We start from the raw sequence: 15,075 nt of genomic DNA, 5'->3' as shown, positions 1-15,075 counted from the left end.
TTGGCAGCATCATAGGGCCGATGACCGGTTGCGATCACGATAAGGGCGAGTTTTTCGCGCCGCATCGTGACCTGCATCGGCGAGCTTACGGGATCAGACGATTCGGATCAGGATCTCGGAATGTCCGGCGCGGATGATATCTCCGTCGGCGAGCTGCCAATCCTGCACCGGCGAGCCGTTGACCAGCGTTCCGTTGGTGGAACCGAGGTCCGAGAGCATCGCGACCTGACCGTCCCACCGGACCTCGATATGACGCCGGGACACCCCGGTATCGGGAAGCCGAAAGTGCGCGTCCTGGCCGCGGCCGATGATGTTGCTTCCCTCACGCAGCTGATAGGTCCGGCCGCTGCCGTCGTCGAGCTGCAGCGTGGCCGAGTACCCCGAGCCGCCCGCGGGCGCCTGGCCGGGCGCGGCGTAGCCGGGCTGCTGGCCGTAGCCCTGGTCGTAACCGGGCTGCTGGCCGTAACCGCCCTGTTCGTAGCCGCCCTGCTGCTGGCCGTAGCCCTGCTGGTAGCCCTGGTCGTACCCCGGCTGCTGGCCGTAACCCTGGTCGTACCCGCCCGGCGCCTGGCCGTATGCCTGCTGTTGTCCGTAGCCACCCTGGTCCGCGTAGCCCTGCTGTTGCCCGTAAGCCTGGTCGCTGTAGCCCTGGTGACCCTGGTCGGCGTAACCCTGCTGGCCGTAACCGCCCTGGTCGTACCCGCCGGCCTGGTCGTATCCCTGATCGTATCCGTGCTGGTCGTAGCCCTGCTGCTGCCCGTAACCCTGCTGGTAGTCCTGGCCGTTCCGGTAATCGCCGTACCCCTGCTGGGCATCGGGTGCGGCGTATTCGCCACCGCCCGGCGCCTGGTAGCCACCACCCTGCGGCGCCTGATAGCCACCGCGGCCGTAATCGTCGTAGCCCTGGGCGGGACGGCCCGCCGGCGGCGGCGCGTACCCGCGGTTGCGTGGATCGGACTCCGCGGGCTCACGACTCGGGTCGTAGCCTGAGTTCTGCGTCATGGGGCCAGCTCCTGGTTGCGGGTTTGCGGGTCTCTGTCGGGGTGGTCCGGACCGGCCGGGTGAGGGTCCGCGGGCCGCCGGGTTTCGGCGGTCCGCATCGGGATCGACCCGACCGCGAGTCCTGAACTGCCCGGTGTGCAGCGTAGGGGATGGTTCGAATTCGACGTGTACATCACCGTAGGTCTGCCACCCCTGTTCGCGGATGTAATCCTGCAGGTGTTTGGCGAAAGCCCGGGTGGTGAGTTCGTGATCGGCATCGAGTTGCTGCAGGTCCGACGCATTGATGGTGATGGTGTAGCTGTTGGGAGCCAGCAGATGGCCACCCTCCAGTTCGGTGACCTGATCGGAAGCCTCACGCTGCAGCGCCGCCTCCACCTCCTGCGGAACGACACTCCCGCCGAAGACGCGGGCGAACGCGTCCCCGACGGCGCCTTGCAGGCGGCGTTCGAAGCGGGTCACGAACCCCATCTCTGCCTCCTTCGGTACACATGCGTCGGGTCGTCGGTTCAGGATTGGCGACACGCCGATAGGGCGTGTCGACGTAGGGACACGGTCCCTGCATGATATCCACGATCGTCCACACCTGTAACTCCCGGCGGTTCCCAACGGTTCCCGAACCCGCCACACCGCCGTGTAGGCCCGTGAACAGGCGATTTCTTCCCATCCCCACGCCCGTGCTACTGTCTTCGAGTCGCTCGGGCGAGTGGCGGAATGGCAGACGCGCTGGCTTCAGGTGCCAGTGTCCTTCGGGACGTGGGGGTTCAAGTCCCCCTTCGCCCACCAGAACGAGGTGGGGCCGGAGTTCAACTCCGGCCCCACCTCGTTTTTCATATCGCCGACAGCGGTGTCGATTCCAGTGCGTCGCGCTCGTTCCGGCCGTGCCGATCCCGTCGGTGCGTCGCCGATCGACCGGCCCGAACGGCTTGTCGGGAATTTCACACACTTTCGCCGGGTGCGTTTGTCACCGGATACAGGTGGTGGGCTGCTGTATCGGACGGCCGGTGGGCCTGTTCGTTACGCTGCGTCGGTCGTGGTCGATCGACCCGCGGCCGGACGGGAACGGGGAACAGTCGGGTGGCAGCGATGAAGCGGAGTCCGGCCGGACGCCGGCACGGCGTGTTGCGGCTCGGCGTGGCGGTGGCCGCGATCGGCGCGGTGGTCGCCGGCACACCGGCGCGGGCGGCGACACCCCCGGGTCCGTTCGCCGCGCCGAGTCCCGCGCTGGGGCCGCAGGGCACCGCGACGATGCATGCCGATGCGGGCTCCTCCGACGCCACGCCGCTCGCCGGCCCGGGCGCGCATCCGGTGCGCGCGACGGTCCATCCGCTCGGCGCGGCCTGCCCGACGTTGCTGCAGGGTTCCGACGGGATGGTGGTGGCGTTGTGCACCACCATCGCGGGGCGCACGCCGACGGTGGAGCTGATCGATCCCGATGCGACCGTGCCGTTCGGAACGGCCTCGGCCACATTGCCTTTGGCGAAGGGCGGCCTGCTCGGCGGCGTATATGCCTATCTGGACAACGCGAATCGGCTGGTGGTCGTGGACGGGCAGCGCCGGTTGCTGCGGATCGCGCACTCGCGGGATGCGGCCGGGCGGTGGTCCTTGCGCGTCGTCTCGTCGGTCGACCTGTCCGGGGTGGTGCCCGCCGGAGACAACGTGGTCGGACTGGTTCCGGACCCGTCCGGCGGGGTGTGGTTCGCGACCGAACACGCGGTGGCCGGGCGGGTGGCCCCGTCCGGGCGGGCCGCGGCGATCCGGCTCGGCGACGGGGAGATGGTGGAGAACAGCATCTCCGCGACCCCGGACGGCCGCGTCGCGGTGGCGACGACACATGCGCTGCGGGAACTGCGGGCCGATATTTCCGGACGACCGGAAGTGTTGTGGCGCAGGACGTACGACCGTGGCCCCGGCCGCAAGCCCGGCCAGCTCAGCTGGGGTACCGGGTCGACGCCGGTGTACTTCGGCCCGCAGACCGGCGCGGACTACGTAGCCGTCGTCGACAACGCCGCCGGAGCGGCCAATCTGCTGGTATTCGATGCCCGCACAGGGCGGGCGGTGTGTTCGCAGCCGGTTCTCACTCATGGCGGGCCGGGCAGCGAGAACGCTCCGATCGGGCTGGGCCGCACGGTGGTCGTGGCGAGCACCTACGGCTACCCGTATCCGACGCTGCCGCAGGACGCCGGTCCGGCGGTGCCACCGACCGCGCCGTTCACCGGCGGTATGACTCGGGTGGATGTCGGGCCGTCCGGTTGTCACACGGTCTGGGACAACGCTATTCGCAGTTCGGCCGTGCCGATGCTGTCGGCTCCCGACCTGCTGATCTACACGGTGAACCGGATCGGCCCCGCGGCCACCACGCCGGCGGACGGTTTCGAATTCACCGCCGTGGACGCCGACACCGGTGCGATCGCCGCGCGCAGCCCGCTGCCGGGCACGATCGCGGAGGATCCGTTACAGACCGCGCCGCTGATCACCCGGGATCGCCGGGTGATACAAGGCACGCTGAGCGGGATCGTGCGGATCGGGTAACGCACCCGGCTGCCGTCTTTTCGCGGCGTTCATCGAGTTCAGGGTGTGATCTTCGCCGCACTCCCGCCTGCCGCCGCGGCTTTCTACGAGTTGTTCGGGCTGATAGCGGGCCGATCTGAAACGATCGTGGATCAGTGTCTGTGGTCGAATAATCGGGTGCATATGCGTCGATTGACTGTTATTGCTGGATGGATTTCCGGGACCCGCCGGGCGTAACAAACTTCAAGTTTGTTTACCGCCCGGCTACCTTTTCTTCATTGCTCGTTGATGTGACAAACATGCAGGTAAATTGACGTTTTTCAAGTCGAGCGGGCATCCGGTGAACGGAATCGGCAAACTCTACCTCGAGGGCGGTCGAGGTTATCGGTATCGGTGATTCGAAGGAATGGAAGTGTTCGGGCGAATACCGGAACCGTAGGTACCGTCAACTGCATTGATGGCGACGCTATGTGTTTGCCGAACGTATCGAACACCCTGTCCGACGTGCGGTTTCGGAGCTGTGACACATACGCCGGAGCCACGCTGCGGAGGTTGCGTCGGGATAACGATTGTGTAGAGTTGACGGTAACGCTGGCCGCAGCTGAGCTGGACTCGCTGCGGCCAGTGGCTCTCAAATTCCCGCCGAGATCGTCCTTCCGGACGCCGCGGATTCCTTCTTGTTAACCGGCTGTGCGCCCGCTGGTAACTGCTGACTCCCGCACCACGCGCCGCCCGACGCCGAACACATAGGTCAGGAACGCCAGTTCCGCCACTATGCCGATACCGATCCGCACGGGGGCGGGCCACCCGCTCGGGGTGATGAAGCCCTCGATCGTTCCCGATACCGCGAGCACGCCCACCAGGCCCAATGCCACTGTCGCCGAGGCCCTGCCCTGGCGGGCCAGCGCCTGCGCGCGAGAGAACCGGCCTGGGTCGATCAGCGTCCAGCCCAGCTTCAGGCCGGTGCCGCCGGCCACGAAAACCGCTGTCAGCTCCAGCATTCCGTGCGGGAGGATGAATCCGAAGAATGCGTCCAGGCGGCCCGCGCCGGCCATCAGACCGGCGGAGATGCCCAGATTGAGCGCGTTCATGAACAGGGCGTACACGGCGGGGAGAATCAACAGCCCGGTGAACAGGGCGACAGCGGAAACCCAGGCATTGTGCGTCCACACCTGCGCGGCGAACGCGTCGTGCGGATGCTCGGAGTAGTAGGTCTCGAATTCGCCGCCCGGTCCGGTCAGATCGCGAGTATCGCCGGACAGGCCCAGAATCCTTCGGGCCGAACCGGATCCGGACACCCAGACGCTCAGCCCGACGGTGATCGCCAGGAACACCGCGGCTACGCCGAGCCACCACGGCCAGACGCGGTACAGCGCAGCGGGGAAGGTGTGCGTGAAGAATCGTCCGACCGCGCGCCATGCCTCGACCCGGGTACCGAGCACCCGGCCGCGTGCCCTGGTCAGCAACGCGCTGAGTCCGCCGATCAACTCCGGATCCGGGGAATGCGACTGCAATCGCGACAACTGCTGGGAGGTGCGGCGATACAGCGTCATCAACTCGTCGGCCTCGGCGCCGGACAGGCGGCGCCGGCGAGTCAGCTGATCCAGCCGATCCCACGCAGGCCGGTTGGTATACGCATACGCGTCCACGTCCATCGGATACCTCCCGTACCGCCGATTCCGGCCGCTGATCGGATACGAGGCTAGCCTGTCGCGCCGACAATCCGTTCCCGGCCGGGGCGACCGAGGCGGGCCACGGCATTAGGCTGTGCAGACCATGGCCGTATTCACCACCGGCGAGGCCGTCGCCCTCGACCTGCCCATCGCGCGAATCCCCACCCGGGCCGCGGCGATGCTGATCGATCTGCTGTTGCAGGCCGCGCTCGGCGCGATGCTGATCCTGTCGGCCGGGATGGTCATCACCGAGTTCGAGCCGGATATCGCCTGGTTACAGACGGTGTCGCTGGTCGTTTTCGTCGCGGTCCTGGTCGGATATCCGGTCACCTGCGAAACGCTGCTGCGCGGCCGCACCGTCGGCAAGATCGTGCTCGGGCTGCGCGTGGTGCGCGGGGACGGCGGGCCGATCGATTTCCGTCATGCGCTCACACGCGGTCTGACCTGGGTCATCGTCGACTTCTGGAGTCTGGGCGGTTTCGGCGTCGTCGCGGTGCTCACTTCGCTGTGCTCTCCCCGCGGCCGCCGCGTCGGCGACGTGCTCGCCGGGACGGTCGTGGTTCATGATCGCGCCCGAATTCCCATGCCCGCGTTGGCCGTCGCCCCGCCCTGGCTGCAGGACTGGGCGCAGCGCCTGGACCTGTCCGGTCTTACCGAGGACCTGGCCCTGCCCATCCGCCAATACCTCACCCGCTATCCGACCCTCACCGTCGAGGTGCAACACACCCTCGGTGTCGCGCTGGTCGACGCGGCCTGCACCCAACTGCGCGTTTCCGCCCCCAGCGCCTACCCACCCCTGCAGATCCTCGGCGCCCTGATCTCCGAACGTCAACGCCGAACTCTCACCCGCCCCCGAACCCGTACGGCCACAACACTTCTCACCAGCGGGCTCACTCCACCAGCCCCGATCGATACCGCCTGGCGCCACCCTGCCTGAATCGGCGAACTCTCATCCGGCAGCCGCGCCCGGCCACAGTTCCGAGCCCCGACCGCGTTTTTTCGCTTCGCCCGCGCTGCACCCTCTTCGATTCGCCACGGCCACAACATTTCCCGTCGCCGTTGACCTGACCCTGTCGACTTTCTGGGCCGGTCGATATCGCGTGGCGCGGGCTCTGCCTATCGCCGAGAGACGAACCGCGCCACCCCCTTTCCCGCAGCTGTTCGCCCGTGTAGATGCCGTTTGTGCTACTCGTCGCCGAGAGTGGTCAGACTGACATCGATGTGCGGGGCAGGTCCGGCGGGACTACATGGCTCCGGACTTCTTCAGCTCGAGATATTCGTCGGCGAGGGCCTCGGGCAGCCGAGCGGGGGAGGTGGCGACCACATCTATTCCCTTGCGGCGCAGGGATTCCTGCACCAGGGCGCGTTCGGCCAGGAGGTTTTCGGCGGCGGCCGCGGTGTAGATCTCGGCGGTGGTGGTGCGGTGGGTGGCGGCTGTGGCGATATCTGGATCGGTGACCGAGACGAGCAGAACTCGGTGCCGTTGGGCCAGGACGGGCAGCACCGGCAGCAGATTCTCCTCGACCATCGCGCCGTCGAGACCGGTGAACCAGACGACCAGGCTGCGCCGGCGGGTGCGCTGGACCGCCGCCCGCACCATGGCCTCGGTATCGCTGTCGACCAGGGCGGGCACGATACCCGCCAGGGCGTGCATCAGTCTGGGTTGCAGGCCCTGGCCGCTGCCGGTACGCACCTCGGCCCGGACCTGACGGTCGTAGGCGAGCAGGGCCACGGTGTCTCCGGCCGCGGCGGCCAGTCCGCCCAGCAGGAGCGCGGCCTCGACACTGGTTTCCAAGCGGGTGGCCTCCGCGCTGCCGGAGCTGCCGCCACCGACCAAACCGGCGCTGTACCGGCCGGTGTCGAGCAGCAGCAGGACATGCCGGTTACGTTCCGGACGCCAGGTGCGCACCAGCACGTCACTCGCGCGGGCGGTGGCGCGCCAATCGATCGCGCGCACGTCGTCACCGGCGACATACTCACGGAAGGAGTCGAATTCGGCGCCCTGGCCGCGGATGTTCACCACATTGCGGCCCTCGAGCTGCTGCAACTGCCGCACCTTCGAGGCCAGGATGCGCTCGCTGCGGAACGGCGGCAGGGCGCGCACGCGGGCGGGGACCTGCTTGCGGATCTGCCATCCGGCCAGGCCCAGCGGGCCGAGCAGGCGCACCGTCACCGGTCCGGCCACGCGATCACCGCGACCGGACGGGGTCAATGCGGTAACGAGCCGGGTGCGCGTATTCCGGCCGAGTGTCAGGCGGTGGGTCCGCCGGTCGGCCCGGACGCTGTCCGGCCAGTCGTCCCAGAGCATGCCGCGCACCGTGCGGCCGCCCCGGTTGGTCACCGTGAGTTCCACCGCGGCCTCGCGCCCCACCCGCACGGTGGTCAGATCCGCGCGCGCGAGTTCCAGGTCCGCGCCCCGTGCCGACGCACTCGCGTCGATCGTGATGAGCACGGCCAGCAGCGCGGTCATCGCGACGATGCCCACCCACGAGGGCAGGACGACCATCACGACGACCGCGGCGACCGCCGCGATCGTGGCCAACCGGCCGGTGACAACCATTGCGCTACACCGGAACCGGAACCGACAGCAGCAGCGAGGACATCACGGCCTCGGCCGTCACCCCGTCCAACTCCGCCTCCGGCCGCAGTTGCAGCCGATGACGCAGTGCCACCAGCGCGACGAGCTTCACATCGTCGGGGGTGACGAAGCCGCGCCCGTTCAGCCAGGCCAGCGCGCGCGAGGCGGCCAGCAGCGCCGTCGCGCCGCGGGTCGAGGCGCCGTGCTGCACCGCGGGGGAGGTGCGGGTGGCGCGGCACAGGTCGACGATGTACGCGAGTACCTCGGGGCTCACCGCCACCTGCGCCACCGCCGCGCGCGCCGCGGTGATGTGCGCCGGCCCGGCCACCGGCCGCAATCCCGCCGCGGTCAGATCGCGCGGATCGAATCCCGCGGCATGACGTTGCAGAATGCGGAATTCGTCCGCACGTTCGGGCAGTTGGATGTCGACCTTGAACAGGAACCGGTCCAGTTGCGCCTCCGGCAGCGGATAGGTGCCCTCCTGCTCGATCGGGTTCTGGGTGGCGATGACCACGAACGGATCGGGCAGCGGCTGCGGCGTGCCCGCGACGGAGACCTGCCGCTCCTCCATGGATTCCAGCAGGGCCGATTGGGTTTTCGGCGGTGTCCGGTTGATCTCGTCGGCCAGCAGCAGGTTGGTGAAGACCGGCCCGCGGCGGAAGGTGAACTCGGCCGAATGGGGATCGTAGATCTGTGAGCCGGTCACATCGCCGGGCATCAGGTCCGGGGTGAACTGGACCCGCGAGTGCTCGAGTTCCAGGCCCATCGCCAACGCCCGGACCAGCAGCGTCTTCGCCACACCCGGAACGCCTTCCAGCAGAACGTGTCCACGGCACAGCAGGGCCAGCACCAGGAACATGACGGCCTGGTCGTTACCGACCACGGCCTTGCCGATCTCGGTGCGCAACGCGCCGAAGGCCCGCAGGGCGTCCTGCGCGGTCGGGGCGTGTGTGGTCTCGGTCTCGGCCTGTGTCATGCGATCTCCGACTCGATTCGGTTCAGTTGTGCGGCAATCATTTCCAGGGTCGCGTCGTCGGCCACCGGGCCGAACAGCACCGCACCCAGCAGGTTCGGGTCCGTACGGGTGCGGGTGCCGAGGGCCGCGATCACGCGATCCGGTGGTGCGTCGGCGGTCAGGCCGAGGGTCGGGCGAATCCGGCGCATGGTGGCCGCGCGCAGTTTGGCCGCGGTGTGATCGCGATCGGAGGATCTGCGGTACAGCGCGGCCTGACCGGCGAGCAATTCGTTCGCCGCGACCTGCACCGGGCGTGGTTCGCCGACCAGTGCGCCGCGTCGGCGGGCCCGCCACCACACCACGATGGCGGCACAGATCAGCCACTGCAGGCCGCCGTAGGCGAGCCAGTGCGGCAGCCGGTCGAAGATCGAATCATCGCCCACGTTGTTCGGGTTCGGCGCCGGCGGCGGTGGCGGCGGTTCATCGGGGAACGGATTGTGCTGCGGGGGTGTGGGGGGCGGTGGAGCCTTCGGCGCGCCGGACAGGTGCAGCAGGACATAGCCGATCAGCGCGAGTACCAGCACGCCCACCACCGCCGCCCAGAATTTGGGGTTGCGCAGCAATTCGGGCAGTGGCGGGATGCGCCATTGCCTCGGGTGACGCTCGCGGGTGACCGTCTCGACCGGCTCGTCCGGGAGCGGGGGTGCGAGCGAGTAACGATCGGCCTGTTCCAGGCGGCGGTATTCGGCCTCGGTAGCGGGCCGGCCACCGTAGACGACCTCGTCGAAATCGCGTGCCGCATCGGGAAGTTCGCTCGCCTGGGCGTTGGCCGCGGCATTCGCGGCGGTCTCCTGAGCGGTGCGGGAACGCTGGACCTCGAGTACGCCGCCCTGTTCCAGACCGCGGACCACCGCGCGGAATCGTTCGCGCAGCGCGGTACTGAAATCGTTGTGCAGGGCGGCCTGTTCGGCGGCGCCGCGATGTGCGCCGGCGGGGCCGAGACGTGGCGGCGGGGGAGCAGCGTCCGGGTCCGGTTGCACGGGAACGGATTCGAATGGCGGAACCGGAGGCAAATCGCCGCTGCTCACCGAGCCGACTCCGGATTCCATTGTGCCGGAACGGGAATGCGCACATCCCACGCCTCGCGGCGGCAGCGGCGATCGAGATAGGTGACCACGCTCGTCGCCGAATCGACCACCTCGGCGAATGCCGCGATCAGCAGGACACTCGCGGTGGACAGCACGATCACCGCCCAGCGGTGGGTGCCGGAGAAATCGGAGACGAACAGCGGAAGTCCGAGCAGCGGTACGGCCACCACCAGCAGCACCGCCCGCAACGACAGCCACAGGCCGGTCAACCGCCATTCCGCGCCGGCGGCAAGGATCTTCGCCCTCCCCACGGCACCACCATACGATGCGGACTCGGCGAACAGCACCGGGGCCACACACATCCGCCGGGCCCGCAGCCAGCCAACCAGCGGTACGGCTCCGAACAGACCGACGACCACCAGGACCACGCCCAAGGCCGGAAGCAGTACGCCGATCACCGTGTACAGCAGCCGATCGAGGACCAGCGGGCCGAACTTGCCGCCGAACCGCCGCAGCGCCGCGCGCCAGGTCGACGCGCCGCCCTGAATTCGCGCCACGCCGATCGGCACCGTGACCCCGCGCAGGAACAACCGCAGCAGCCAGGCGGTGACGGCCGTGGAAAGGATTGCCGACCAGGCGGTTCCGGTATCGGACCCGTCGGTGAGGATGGAGAATCCGGAGGTTGTCGCGACGACCAGATCCTCGGCCAGCACCAACCCGGCGACGACGAAGACGATCAGCTTGCGAATATCGGCCTGAATCACCGCGAACGGCAGATCCACCGATTCCCGAAACGACAGCGGCCGCACCGGAATCGATTCGGGCCCATCGAGCCCCGAAACCGGCGCCGCCGAGACCGCGCTCGAACCGGTCCGGCTCGTGGACGGACCGGCGTGATCGGCGGTAGCTGCGGGAAACACGCGCCCGAGTCTATCCGCCATTCGCCCGCTGAAAACCTTTCCGTCATACCCGCACCCCGTACCTGAATCCGCACCTCTTCCAGCCCGCAACCGCACCTGCTACCCAAGTTCGCCGCACCCGTTGGCCGGGTCCGGATATTGCTCCGGGGAGTCGCTGCGCGATCGGTCGACAACCGGCCGGTCGAGCCGGTGCCCCGCCGACGTGGGCTCGTCGTGGGCGCGGCGGCCGTCATCGCCTGACGTGCTGCGAAACCCGCCCGCCCACCTCGATCCAGCCGTCCGGGCGCGGATCGGTCGTGATCTGCGAGCCGCGGCCCTGGGTGATGGTCAACGAACGTCCCAGGGCCGCGGTCGGCTGGATCGCGGCCGCGCCGGTCGCCTCGTCCTCATCGATGACGTCACCGCGTCCGGGAAAGGCGCGCGCCCGGACCCGCCCGGCGGCTTCGTCCTGCCACCTCAGAGCGAAGGCGGATCAGCGGGAAACGATCTCCGTTATCCCGTGCAGGGCGGCCGGCTCGGGCTCGTTCGGCCCAGCGGGCAGCCGCGGAGTCATTGCCGCGTGGTGGTCGCGATGGCGTCGATAGTCGCGTATGCGCCGGTGAGAGCGGTCATGCTCAGGGCAGCTCGCAGCGGTATGTCGCGGCGGAGAAGCCGGCGGCGTTCTGCCGGGGAGGCGGTCACGCATCCCAATCCGAGCGCGACCGCCCGGGTGCCGAAAATCCTTGTCATATAAGTGAGTTCGGGGCCGGGGGCGATGCCGGCGAGTTCGGCGAGCCGCCGGGGGAAGGCCAGAGCCGCGCCGCCGAGGACGATGCGACCAGCCGCGAGCAGGCCGAGGGCGCCGGTGCCGGAGGTATCGCCCCGTGCTGTGCACGGACGCCGCCACCGTGGGTGCGATCGCGGGCGGGCGCCTCAGTGTCATGGACGCGGTCGCGCGCGGTCGCATCCAGCCCGAGGGTGACCGCGAGGCACTGCAGAAGCTCCTGACATTGCTCGACACACAGGTCACGTCATTGGCCGGCCCGTCCGCGGCGGCTGAGCGCAGCGGTACGGCCTGATCGCGCAGCCGGTTCCGAATCGCGAGCGTGCCCGGCGATTCGGGCGACCGAACCGGGGCTCGCGTGCTGCTCGATCTCGGCGAGGAATGCGGCGGGGGCGCGTGGCGTATGTCTTGTTGGTATTGCGATCCAGCGTGGGAAGGTGCCGAGGGGATGATGCTTCGTCAATACGAATACGCCCTGGCTGTCGCGGAGGCGGGATCGGTGACGGCGGCGGCGGAGTTGTTGCATGTCGCGCAGCCGTCCATGTCCCAGCAGATTCGGGGGTTGGAGCGGGAGCTGGGTGTGCAGTTGTTCGCGCGGACGCCGACGGGGCTGGTGCCGACCGTGGTCGGGCGGGCTTTTCTGCGCGAGGCACAGGTCGCGGTGAGCGCGTCGCGGCGGGCGCGGGCGACGGCGCGGGCCGCCGCCGACGAACTCGAGGGAGAGCTGCTGGTCGCGGTGCAGATGGGATTGGGCACCCAGCAGCTGCCACGGGCACTCGGTGCGTTGCGCAGCCGGTTTCCGCGACTGGAGGTGACCGTCTTCGAGGAGCCGAATCCGGCCGAACTGGAACGGCTCGGACGACGGGGTGTACTGGATCTGGTGCTGGTGGCCGCGCCCTGTGAAGAGGGCTCCGCACAGGCCCATCACCTCGGCGACGAGGAATTCGTCGTGGTACTGGGTGAGGGGCATCGGCTGCTCGCGGCGGACCGGGTCGACCTGCGGGAGCTGGCGGGCGAGCCGTGGGTGCGGTTCGACCGCGACAGCGCGTTGGACGGTGTGCTGCGTGAGGCGTTGCGAGACAACGAACTGGCCCCGACGACGATCGCCCGGGTGTCGCAGGCGGCGACGGCGGTGCGTTGGGCAGCGCACGGAATGGGTGTCACGCTGGTCCCGGCTTCGGCTGTGCCGCAAGGATATTGCCATCTCGCGCGGTCGGTGTCCCCGGTGGTGTCCCAGCCCGTCGTCGCGGCGGTCCGGCGTGATCCCGGCCCGGCGGAACAGGCATTGCTGGAACTGCTGCTCGGCCAGGATTGGTGCCGAACCGTTCCCGACCGTGCGCCGGACTCCTCCCTCGGCACTGTCCTCGAACCCGGAGATAGGAACAGCCCTGTCCATGTCGGATGAGGAATAACTTTCGTCCTCGGTGCACGGCGGCTGGTCCTGTAGCTCGGTGCTCGAATTCGAGCGGATCGACGACGCGATCCTGGTCGGGCGCGGATACGGCGGGATGATGATCACCGGTGTCGCCGCTGCTGCTGGACATCGCTCGTCGGGTGCGGCGCGGGGACAGCTTGGATCTCTTCCCGGGCAGCCGGTTCAGAGTTGGGTGGCGCCTCCGTCCACGACGAGTTCCGTACCCGTGGTGTATGTGGCGTCGAAGGCGAGGAACGTTGCGGCCCGGGCGATTTCATCGGGTGTGCCGAAACGTCGCATGGGATTGCTCGCGACCACCTGCGCCTTGAACTGCGCGGCGGCAGCTTCGCTCATGCCGTTCTCCAGAATGCCCGTATCGACGGGGCCGGGGCTGATCGCGTTGACACGGATGCCGCGCGGGAGCAGATCGGCGGCCAGGGTCCGGGCCATCGACCGCAAGGCCGCCTTACCCGCCGCGTAGACGCTGGTCGCCGGCAGGCCCATGACATTCGCGTTCGAGGTGGTCAGGACGATGCCCGCGCCCGCACCGAGCAGGGGGGCGAGCTTCTGCACCGTGAAGAACGCGCCTTTGACGTTGATCGAGAAGAGTTCGTCGTATTCGCGCTCGGTGGTCTCCTCGAGGGATGTGCTGCGGGCGACGCCGGCATTGACGAATAGGCCGTGCAGCATCCCGAATTCGTGCTTCGCCCGGTCGGCCAGCGTATCCAGATCGGATATCGTGGCGACATCGCCCGGTACGGTGACCGCATTATCGCCGAGCCGTGCACGTGCGGTATCGAGCGTGGTCCGGGAGCGCCCGGTGATCATTACCCGCGCTCCCTCTTCCACCAGCAGTTTCGCCATCGCGAAACCCATACCGCTGCCGCCGCCGGTGATCACCACGTTTTTACCGCTGTATCTGCCCATACCCATTTCCCTTCCTATCTCTCGAATTCACCGATGCGGCGGATTCGTCACCGGGGGAATTCGCCGCCGTCCACGACGAGGCCGCTTCCGGTCAGCCAGCTCGCGCGATCGGACAGGAGAAACAGCACCGCCTCTGCGATATCGTCGGGGCGGCCGTCGCGGCCCAGCGGTACGGCGGGCGTATCGCCCTGGCCCGGTGTGGTGGCGGCCATGCGCGCCCATTCCTCCCGGGTCTGCTCCCCGCCGGGAGTCGCGGTCCGGCCGGGCGAGACGGTATTGACTCGAATTCCGAAGGGAGCCAATTCCGCCGCCAGTCCTCTGCTGTAATTCTCCAGGGCCGCCTTCGCGGCGGTGTAGTGCAGGAACGGCGCCACGGCGGTGGGGACCGCCGCCGAGGAGATGTGCACGATCGCGCCCGATTTCCGATCCCGCATCTGCGGTGTGAGCAGCGCGTCCAACCGGACGGCCGACAGCAGGTTCAACGCCAGGGCGTCCTGCCACTCCTCGTCCGGAATGCTCGAACTACCCGAATGTGGCCGCGCGCCACCCGCGTTGTGCACCACGATGTCCACTCCGCCGAGTATTTCTCGCGCGGCTGCGGCGAGTGTCTCCGCGCCCGCCCGAGTCCGCACATCGGCCGCGACGAAATTCGCCTTGTCCGGAAGCGTATCGGTCGCCGACCGAGCCGTCGTGAGCACCTCGGCGCCCGCCTCGAGCAATTTCCGCACCACCGCCGCGCCTATTCCGCGAGAACCGCCGGTCACCAGAGCGCGTTTTCCGGCGAGTTCCTTTGTCGCCGAATTATTCTCCATTGTGGTCATGCCACGGATCCTCTCGATCGCACAGTCGTCCGCCCGACGGAAAAATGAATATGCGCCCCTTCCGAAACTTCGGATTATCGCGGGCACCTCGTCGAACGGTTTCACGGTAAGTCCCGGAGAGAACCCGAGGCAAAGACCAAATATCAGTAGGAGCCAGAGGAGATGCCTATGCCCGCCCACGATCGGGATCACGGCCGTACTCCCGCAATCGAATCGGTTGGACAGGTCGGAACCGGGTGCGCGGGTTTCCCGGATATCGACGATGAGAAGTTCGGTATCCGGATGTTCGTCGCCTACGCGCCGACGCTGGCGATCTTTCGAGGGCGGCGGGCTCGCCGGCCGATCGGGATTACCTCTGCTGGCTGTGGAGATCCGTGCGAAGCGACGGAAGTGGTTGTGGCGGAAGATAAATGATTATGACGCGGT

At 68.3% G+C, this 15,075-nt stretch carries 13 protein-coding genes and 1 tRNA gene; 6 read left to right on the top strand and 8 right to left on the bottom strand.

The window, feature by feature from the left end; genetic code table 11:
- Window positions 1-93: 93 nt before the first annotated feature.
- Entirely contained in the window at window positions 94-1,470 is a 1,377-nt protein-coding gene (locus tag AC5WS7_RS14145; RefSeq protein WP_495954920.1) for an FHA domain-containing protein, read from the bottom strand.
- 229 nt (window positions 1,471-1,699) lie between these two features.
- On the opposite strand from AC5WS7_RS14145, the gene AC5WS7_RS14140 reads away from it, so the two are divergent.
- Together AC5WS7_RS14140 and AC5WS7_RS14135 are read left to right on the top strand one after the other, a co-directional pair.
- A tRNA-Leu gene (locus AC5WS7_RS14140) sits at window positions 1,700-1,785 on the top strand.
- A 300-nt stretch (window positions 1,786-2,085) separates the two neighbouring features.
- Window positions 2,086-3,531, top strand: coding sequence for a hypothetical protein (locus AC5WS7_RS14135; protein WP_495954919.1), 1,446 nt, complete (start codon window positions 2,086-2,088; stop codon window positions 3,529-3,531).
- Window positions 3,532-4,190: 659 nt separating this feature from the next.
- Here AC5WS7_RS14135 and AC5WS7_RS14130 read toward each other — a convergent pair.
- Complete coding sequence (locus tag AC5WS7_RS14130; RefSeq protein ID WP_495954918.1) at window positions 4,191-5,165, bottom strand: stage II sporulation protein M; 975 nt, start codon at window positions 5,163-5,165, stop codon at window positions 4,191-4,193.
- Window positions 5,166-5,286: 121 nt separating this feature from the next.
- On the opposite strand from AC5WS7_RS14130, the gene AC5WS7_RS14125 reads away from it, so the two are divergent.
- The gene (locus AC5WS7_RS14125) at window positions 5,287-6,120 is read left to right on the top strand and encodes an RDD family protein (protein ID WP_495954917.1); all 834 of its coding nucleotides are present in this window, start codon (window positions 5,287-5,289) and stop codon (window positions 6,118-6,120) included.
- A gap of 306 nt (window positions 6,121-6,426) precedes the next feature.
- Here AC5WS7_RS14125 and AC5WS7_RS14120 read toward each other — a convergent pair whose 3' ends face one another.
- The 4 genes from AC5WS7_RS14120 to AC5WS7_RS14105 are packed head-to-tail and all read right to left on the bottom strand — an operon-like array spanning window position 6,427 to window position 10,724.
- A complete protein-coding gene (locus AC5WS7_RS14120; RefSeq protein WP_495954916.1) occupies window positions 6,427-7,743 on the bottom strand; it encodes a DUF58 domain-containing protein in 1,317 nt (438 codons plus the stop codon).
- Window positions 7,744-7,747: 4 nt separating this feature from the next.
- Window positions 7,748-8,737 carry an AAA family ATPase gene (locus AC5WS7_RS14115; RefSeq protein ID WP_495954915.1) on the bottom strand — a complete coding sequence of 330 codons (990 nt, stop codon included), beginning with the start codon at window positions 8,735-8,737 and terminating at the stop codon, window positions 7,748-7,750.
- The gene (locus AC5WS7_RS14110) at window positions 8,734-9,756 is read right to left on the bottom strand and encodes a DUF4129 domain-containing protein (RefSeq protein WP_495954914.1); all 1,023 of its coding nucleotides are present in this window, start codon (window positions 9,754-9,756) and stop codon (window positions 8,734-8,736) included. Before AC5WS7_RS14110 ends, AC5WS7_RS14115 begins: the two co-directional genes overlap by 4 nt.
- A gap of 44 nt (window positions 9,757-9,800) precedes the next feature.
- Window positions 9,801-10,724, bottom strand: a complete 924-nt coding sequence (locus AC5WS7_RS14105) for a hypothetical protein (RefSeq protein ID WP_495954913.1) — start codon at window positions 10,722-10,724, stop codon at window positions 9,801-9,803.
- 863 nt (window positions 10,725-11,587) lie between these two features.
- Between AC5WS7_RS14105 and AC5WS7_RS14100 the strand changes: the two genes are divergently transcribed.
- Together AC5WS7_RS14100 and AC5WS7_RS14095 are read left to right on the top strand one after the other, a co-directional pair.
- Window positions 11,588-11,782, top strand: a complete 195-nt coding sequence (locus AC5WS7_RS14100; protein ID WP_495954912.1) for a hypothetical protein — start codon at window positions 11,588-11,590, stop codon at window positions 11,780-11,782.
- Window positions 11,783-11,935: 153 nt separating this feature from the next.
- Window positions 11,936-12,892 carry a LysR family transcriptional regulator gene (locus tag AC5WS7_RS14095; protein WP_495954911.1) on the top strand — a complete coding sequence of 319 codons (957 nt, stop codon included), beginning with the start codon at window positions 11,936-11,938 and terminating at the stop codon, window positions 12,890-12,892.
- 192 nt (window positions 12,893-13,084) lie between these two features.
- Here the strand turns inward: AC5WS7_RS14095 and AC5WS7_RS14090 are convergent, their stop codons facing one another.
- Together AC5WS7_RS14090 and AC5WS7_RS14085 are read right to left on the bottom strand one after the other, a co-directional pair.
- On the bottom strand, window positions 13,085-13,834 hold the full coding sequence (locus AC5WS7_RS14090) for an SDR family oxidoreductase (protein ID WP_495954910.1): 750 nt from the start codon (window positions 13,832-13,834) through the stop codon (window positions 13,085-13,087).
- A gap of 41 nt (window positions 13,835-13,875) precedes the next feature.
- Window positions 13,876-14,649: an SDR family oxidoreductase gene (locus AC5WS7_RS14085; protein ID WP_495954909.1), complete on the bottom strand. Its 774-nt coding sequence runs from the start codon at window positions 14,647-14,649 to the stop codon at window positions 13,876-13,878.
- Between the two features lie 168 nt (window positions 14,650-14,817).
- On the opposite strand from AC5WS7_RS14085, the gene AC5WS7_RS14080 reads away from it, so the two are divergent.
- Window positions 14,818-15,063: a hypothetical protein gene (locus AC5WS7_RS14080; RefSeq protein WP_495954908.1), complete on the top strand. Its 246-nt coding sequence runs from the start codon at window positions 14,818-14,820 to the stop codon at window positions 15,061-15,063.
- Window positions 15,064-15,075 lie beyond the last annotated feature (12 nt).

Source organism: Nocardia sp. PLKS1-43 (genome assembly GCF_059510335.1).
The sequence above is the reverse complement of the archived record's forward strand: the minus strand, read 5'-3'. Positions and strand labels throughout refer to the sequence as shown.

Bases quoted from the DNA above. Each gene is read 5' to 3' on its own strand.
- AC5WS7_RS14130 (WP_495954918.1), bottom strand. From the start codon at position 5,165: ATGGACGTGGACGCGTATGCGTATACCAACCGGCCTGCGTGGGATCGG.
- AC5WS7_RS14115 (WP_495954915.1), bottom strand. From the start codon at position 8,737: ATGACACAGGCCGAGACCGAGACCACACACGCCCCGACCGCGCAGGAC.
- AC5WS7_RS14135 (WP_495954919.1), top strand. From the start codon at position 2,086: ATGAAGCGGAGTCCGGCCGGACGCCGGCACGGCGTGTTGCGGCTCGGC.
- AC5WS7_RS14095 (WP_495954911.1), top strand. From the start codon at position 11,936: ATGATGCTTCGTCAATACGAATACGCCCTGGCTGTCGCGGAGGCGGGA.
- AC5WS7_RS14090 (WP_495954910.1), bottom strand. From the start codon at position 13,834: ATGGGTATGGGCAGATACAGCGGTAAAAACGTGGTGATCACCGGCGGC.
- AC5WS7_RS14080 (WP_495954908.1), top strand. From the start codon at position 14,818: ATGCCCGCCCACGATCGGGATCACGGCCGTACTCCCGCAATCGAATCG.
- AC5WS7_RS14085 (WP_495954909.1), bottom strand. From the start codon at position 14,649: ATGACCACAATGGAGAATAATTCGGCGACAAAGGAACTCGCCGGAAAA.
- AC5WS7_RS14145 (WP_495954920.1), bottom strand. From the start codon at position 1,470: ATGGGGTTCGTGACCCGCTTCGAACGCCGCCTGCAAGGCGCCGTCGGG.
- AC5WS7_RS14125 (WP_495954917.1), top strand. From the start codon at position 5,287: ATGGCCGTATTCACCACCGGCGAGGCCGTCGCCCTCGACCTGCCCATC.
- AC5WS7_RS14120 (WP_495954916.1), bottom strand. From the start codon at position 7,743: ATGGTTGTCACCGGCCGGTTGGCCACGATCGCGGCGGTCGCCGCGGTC.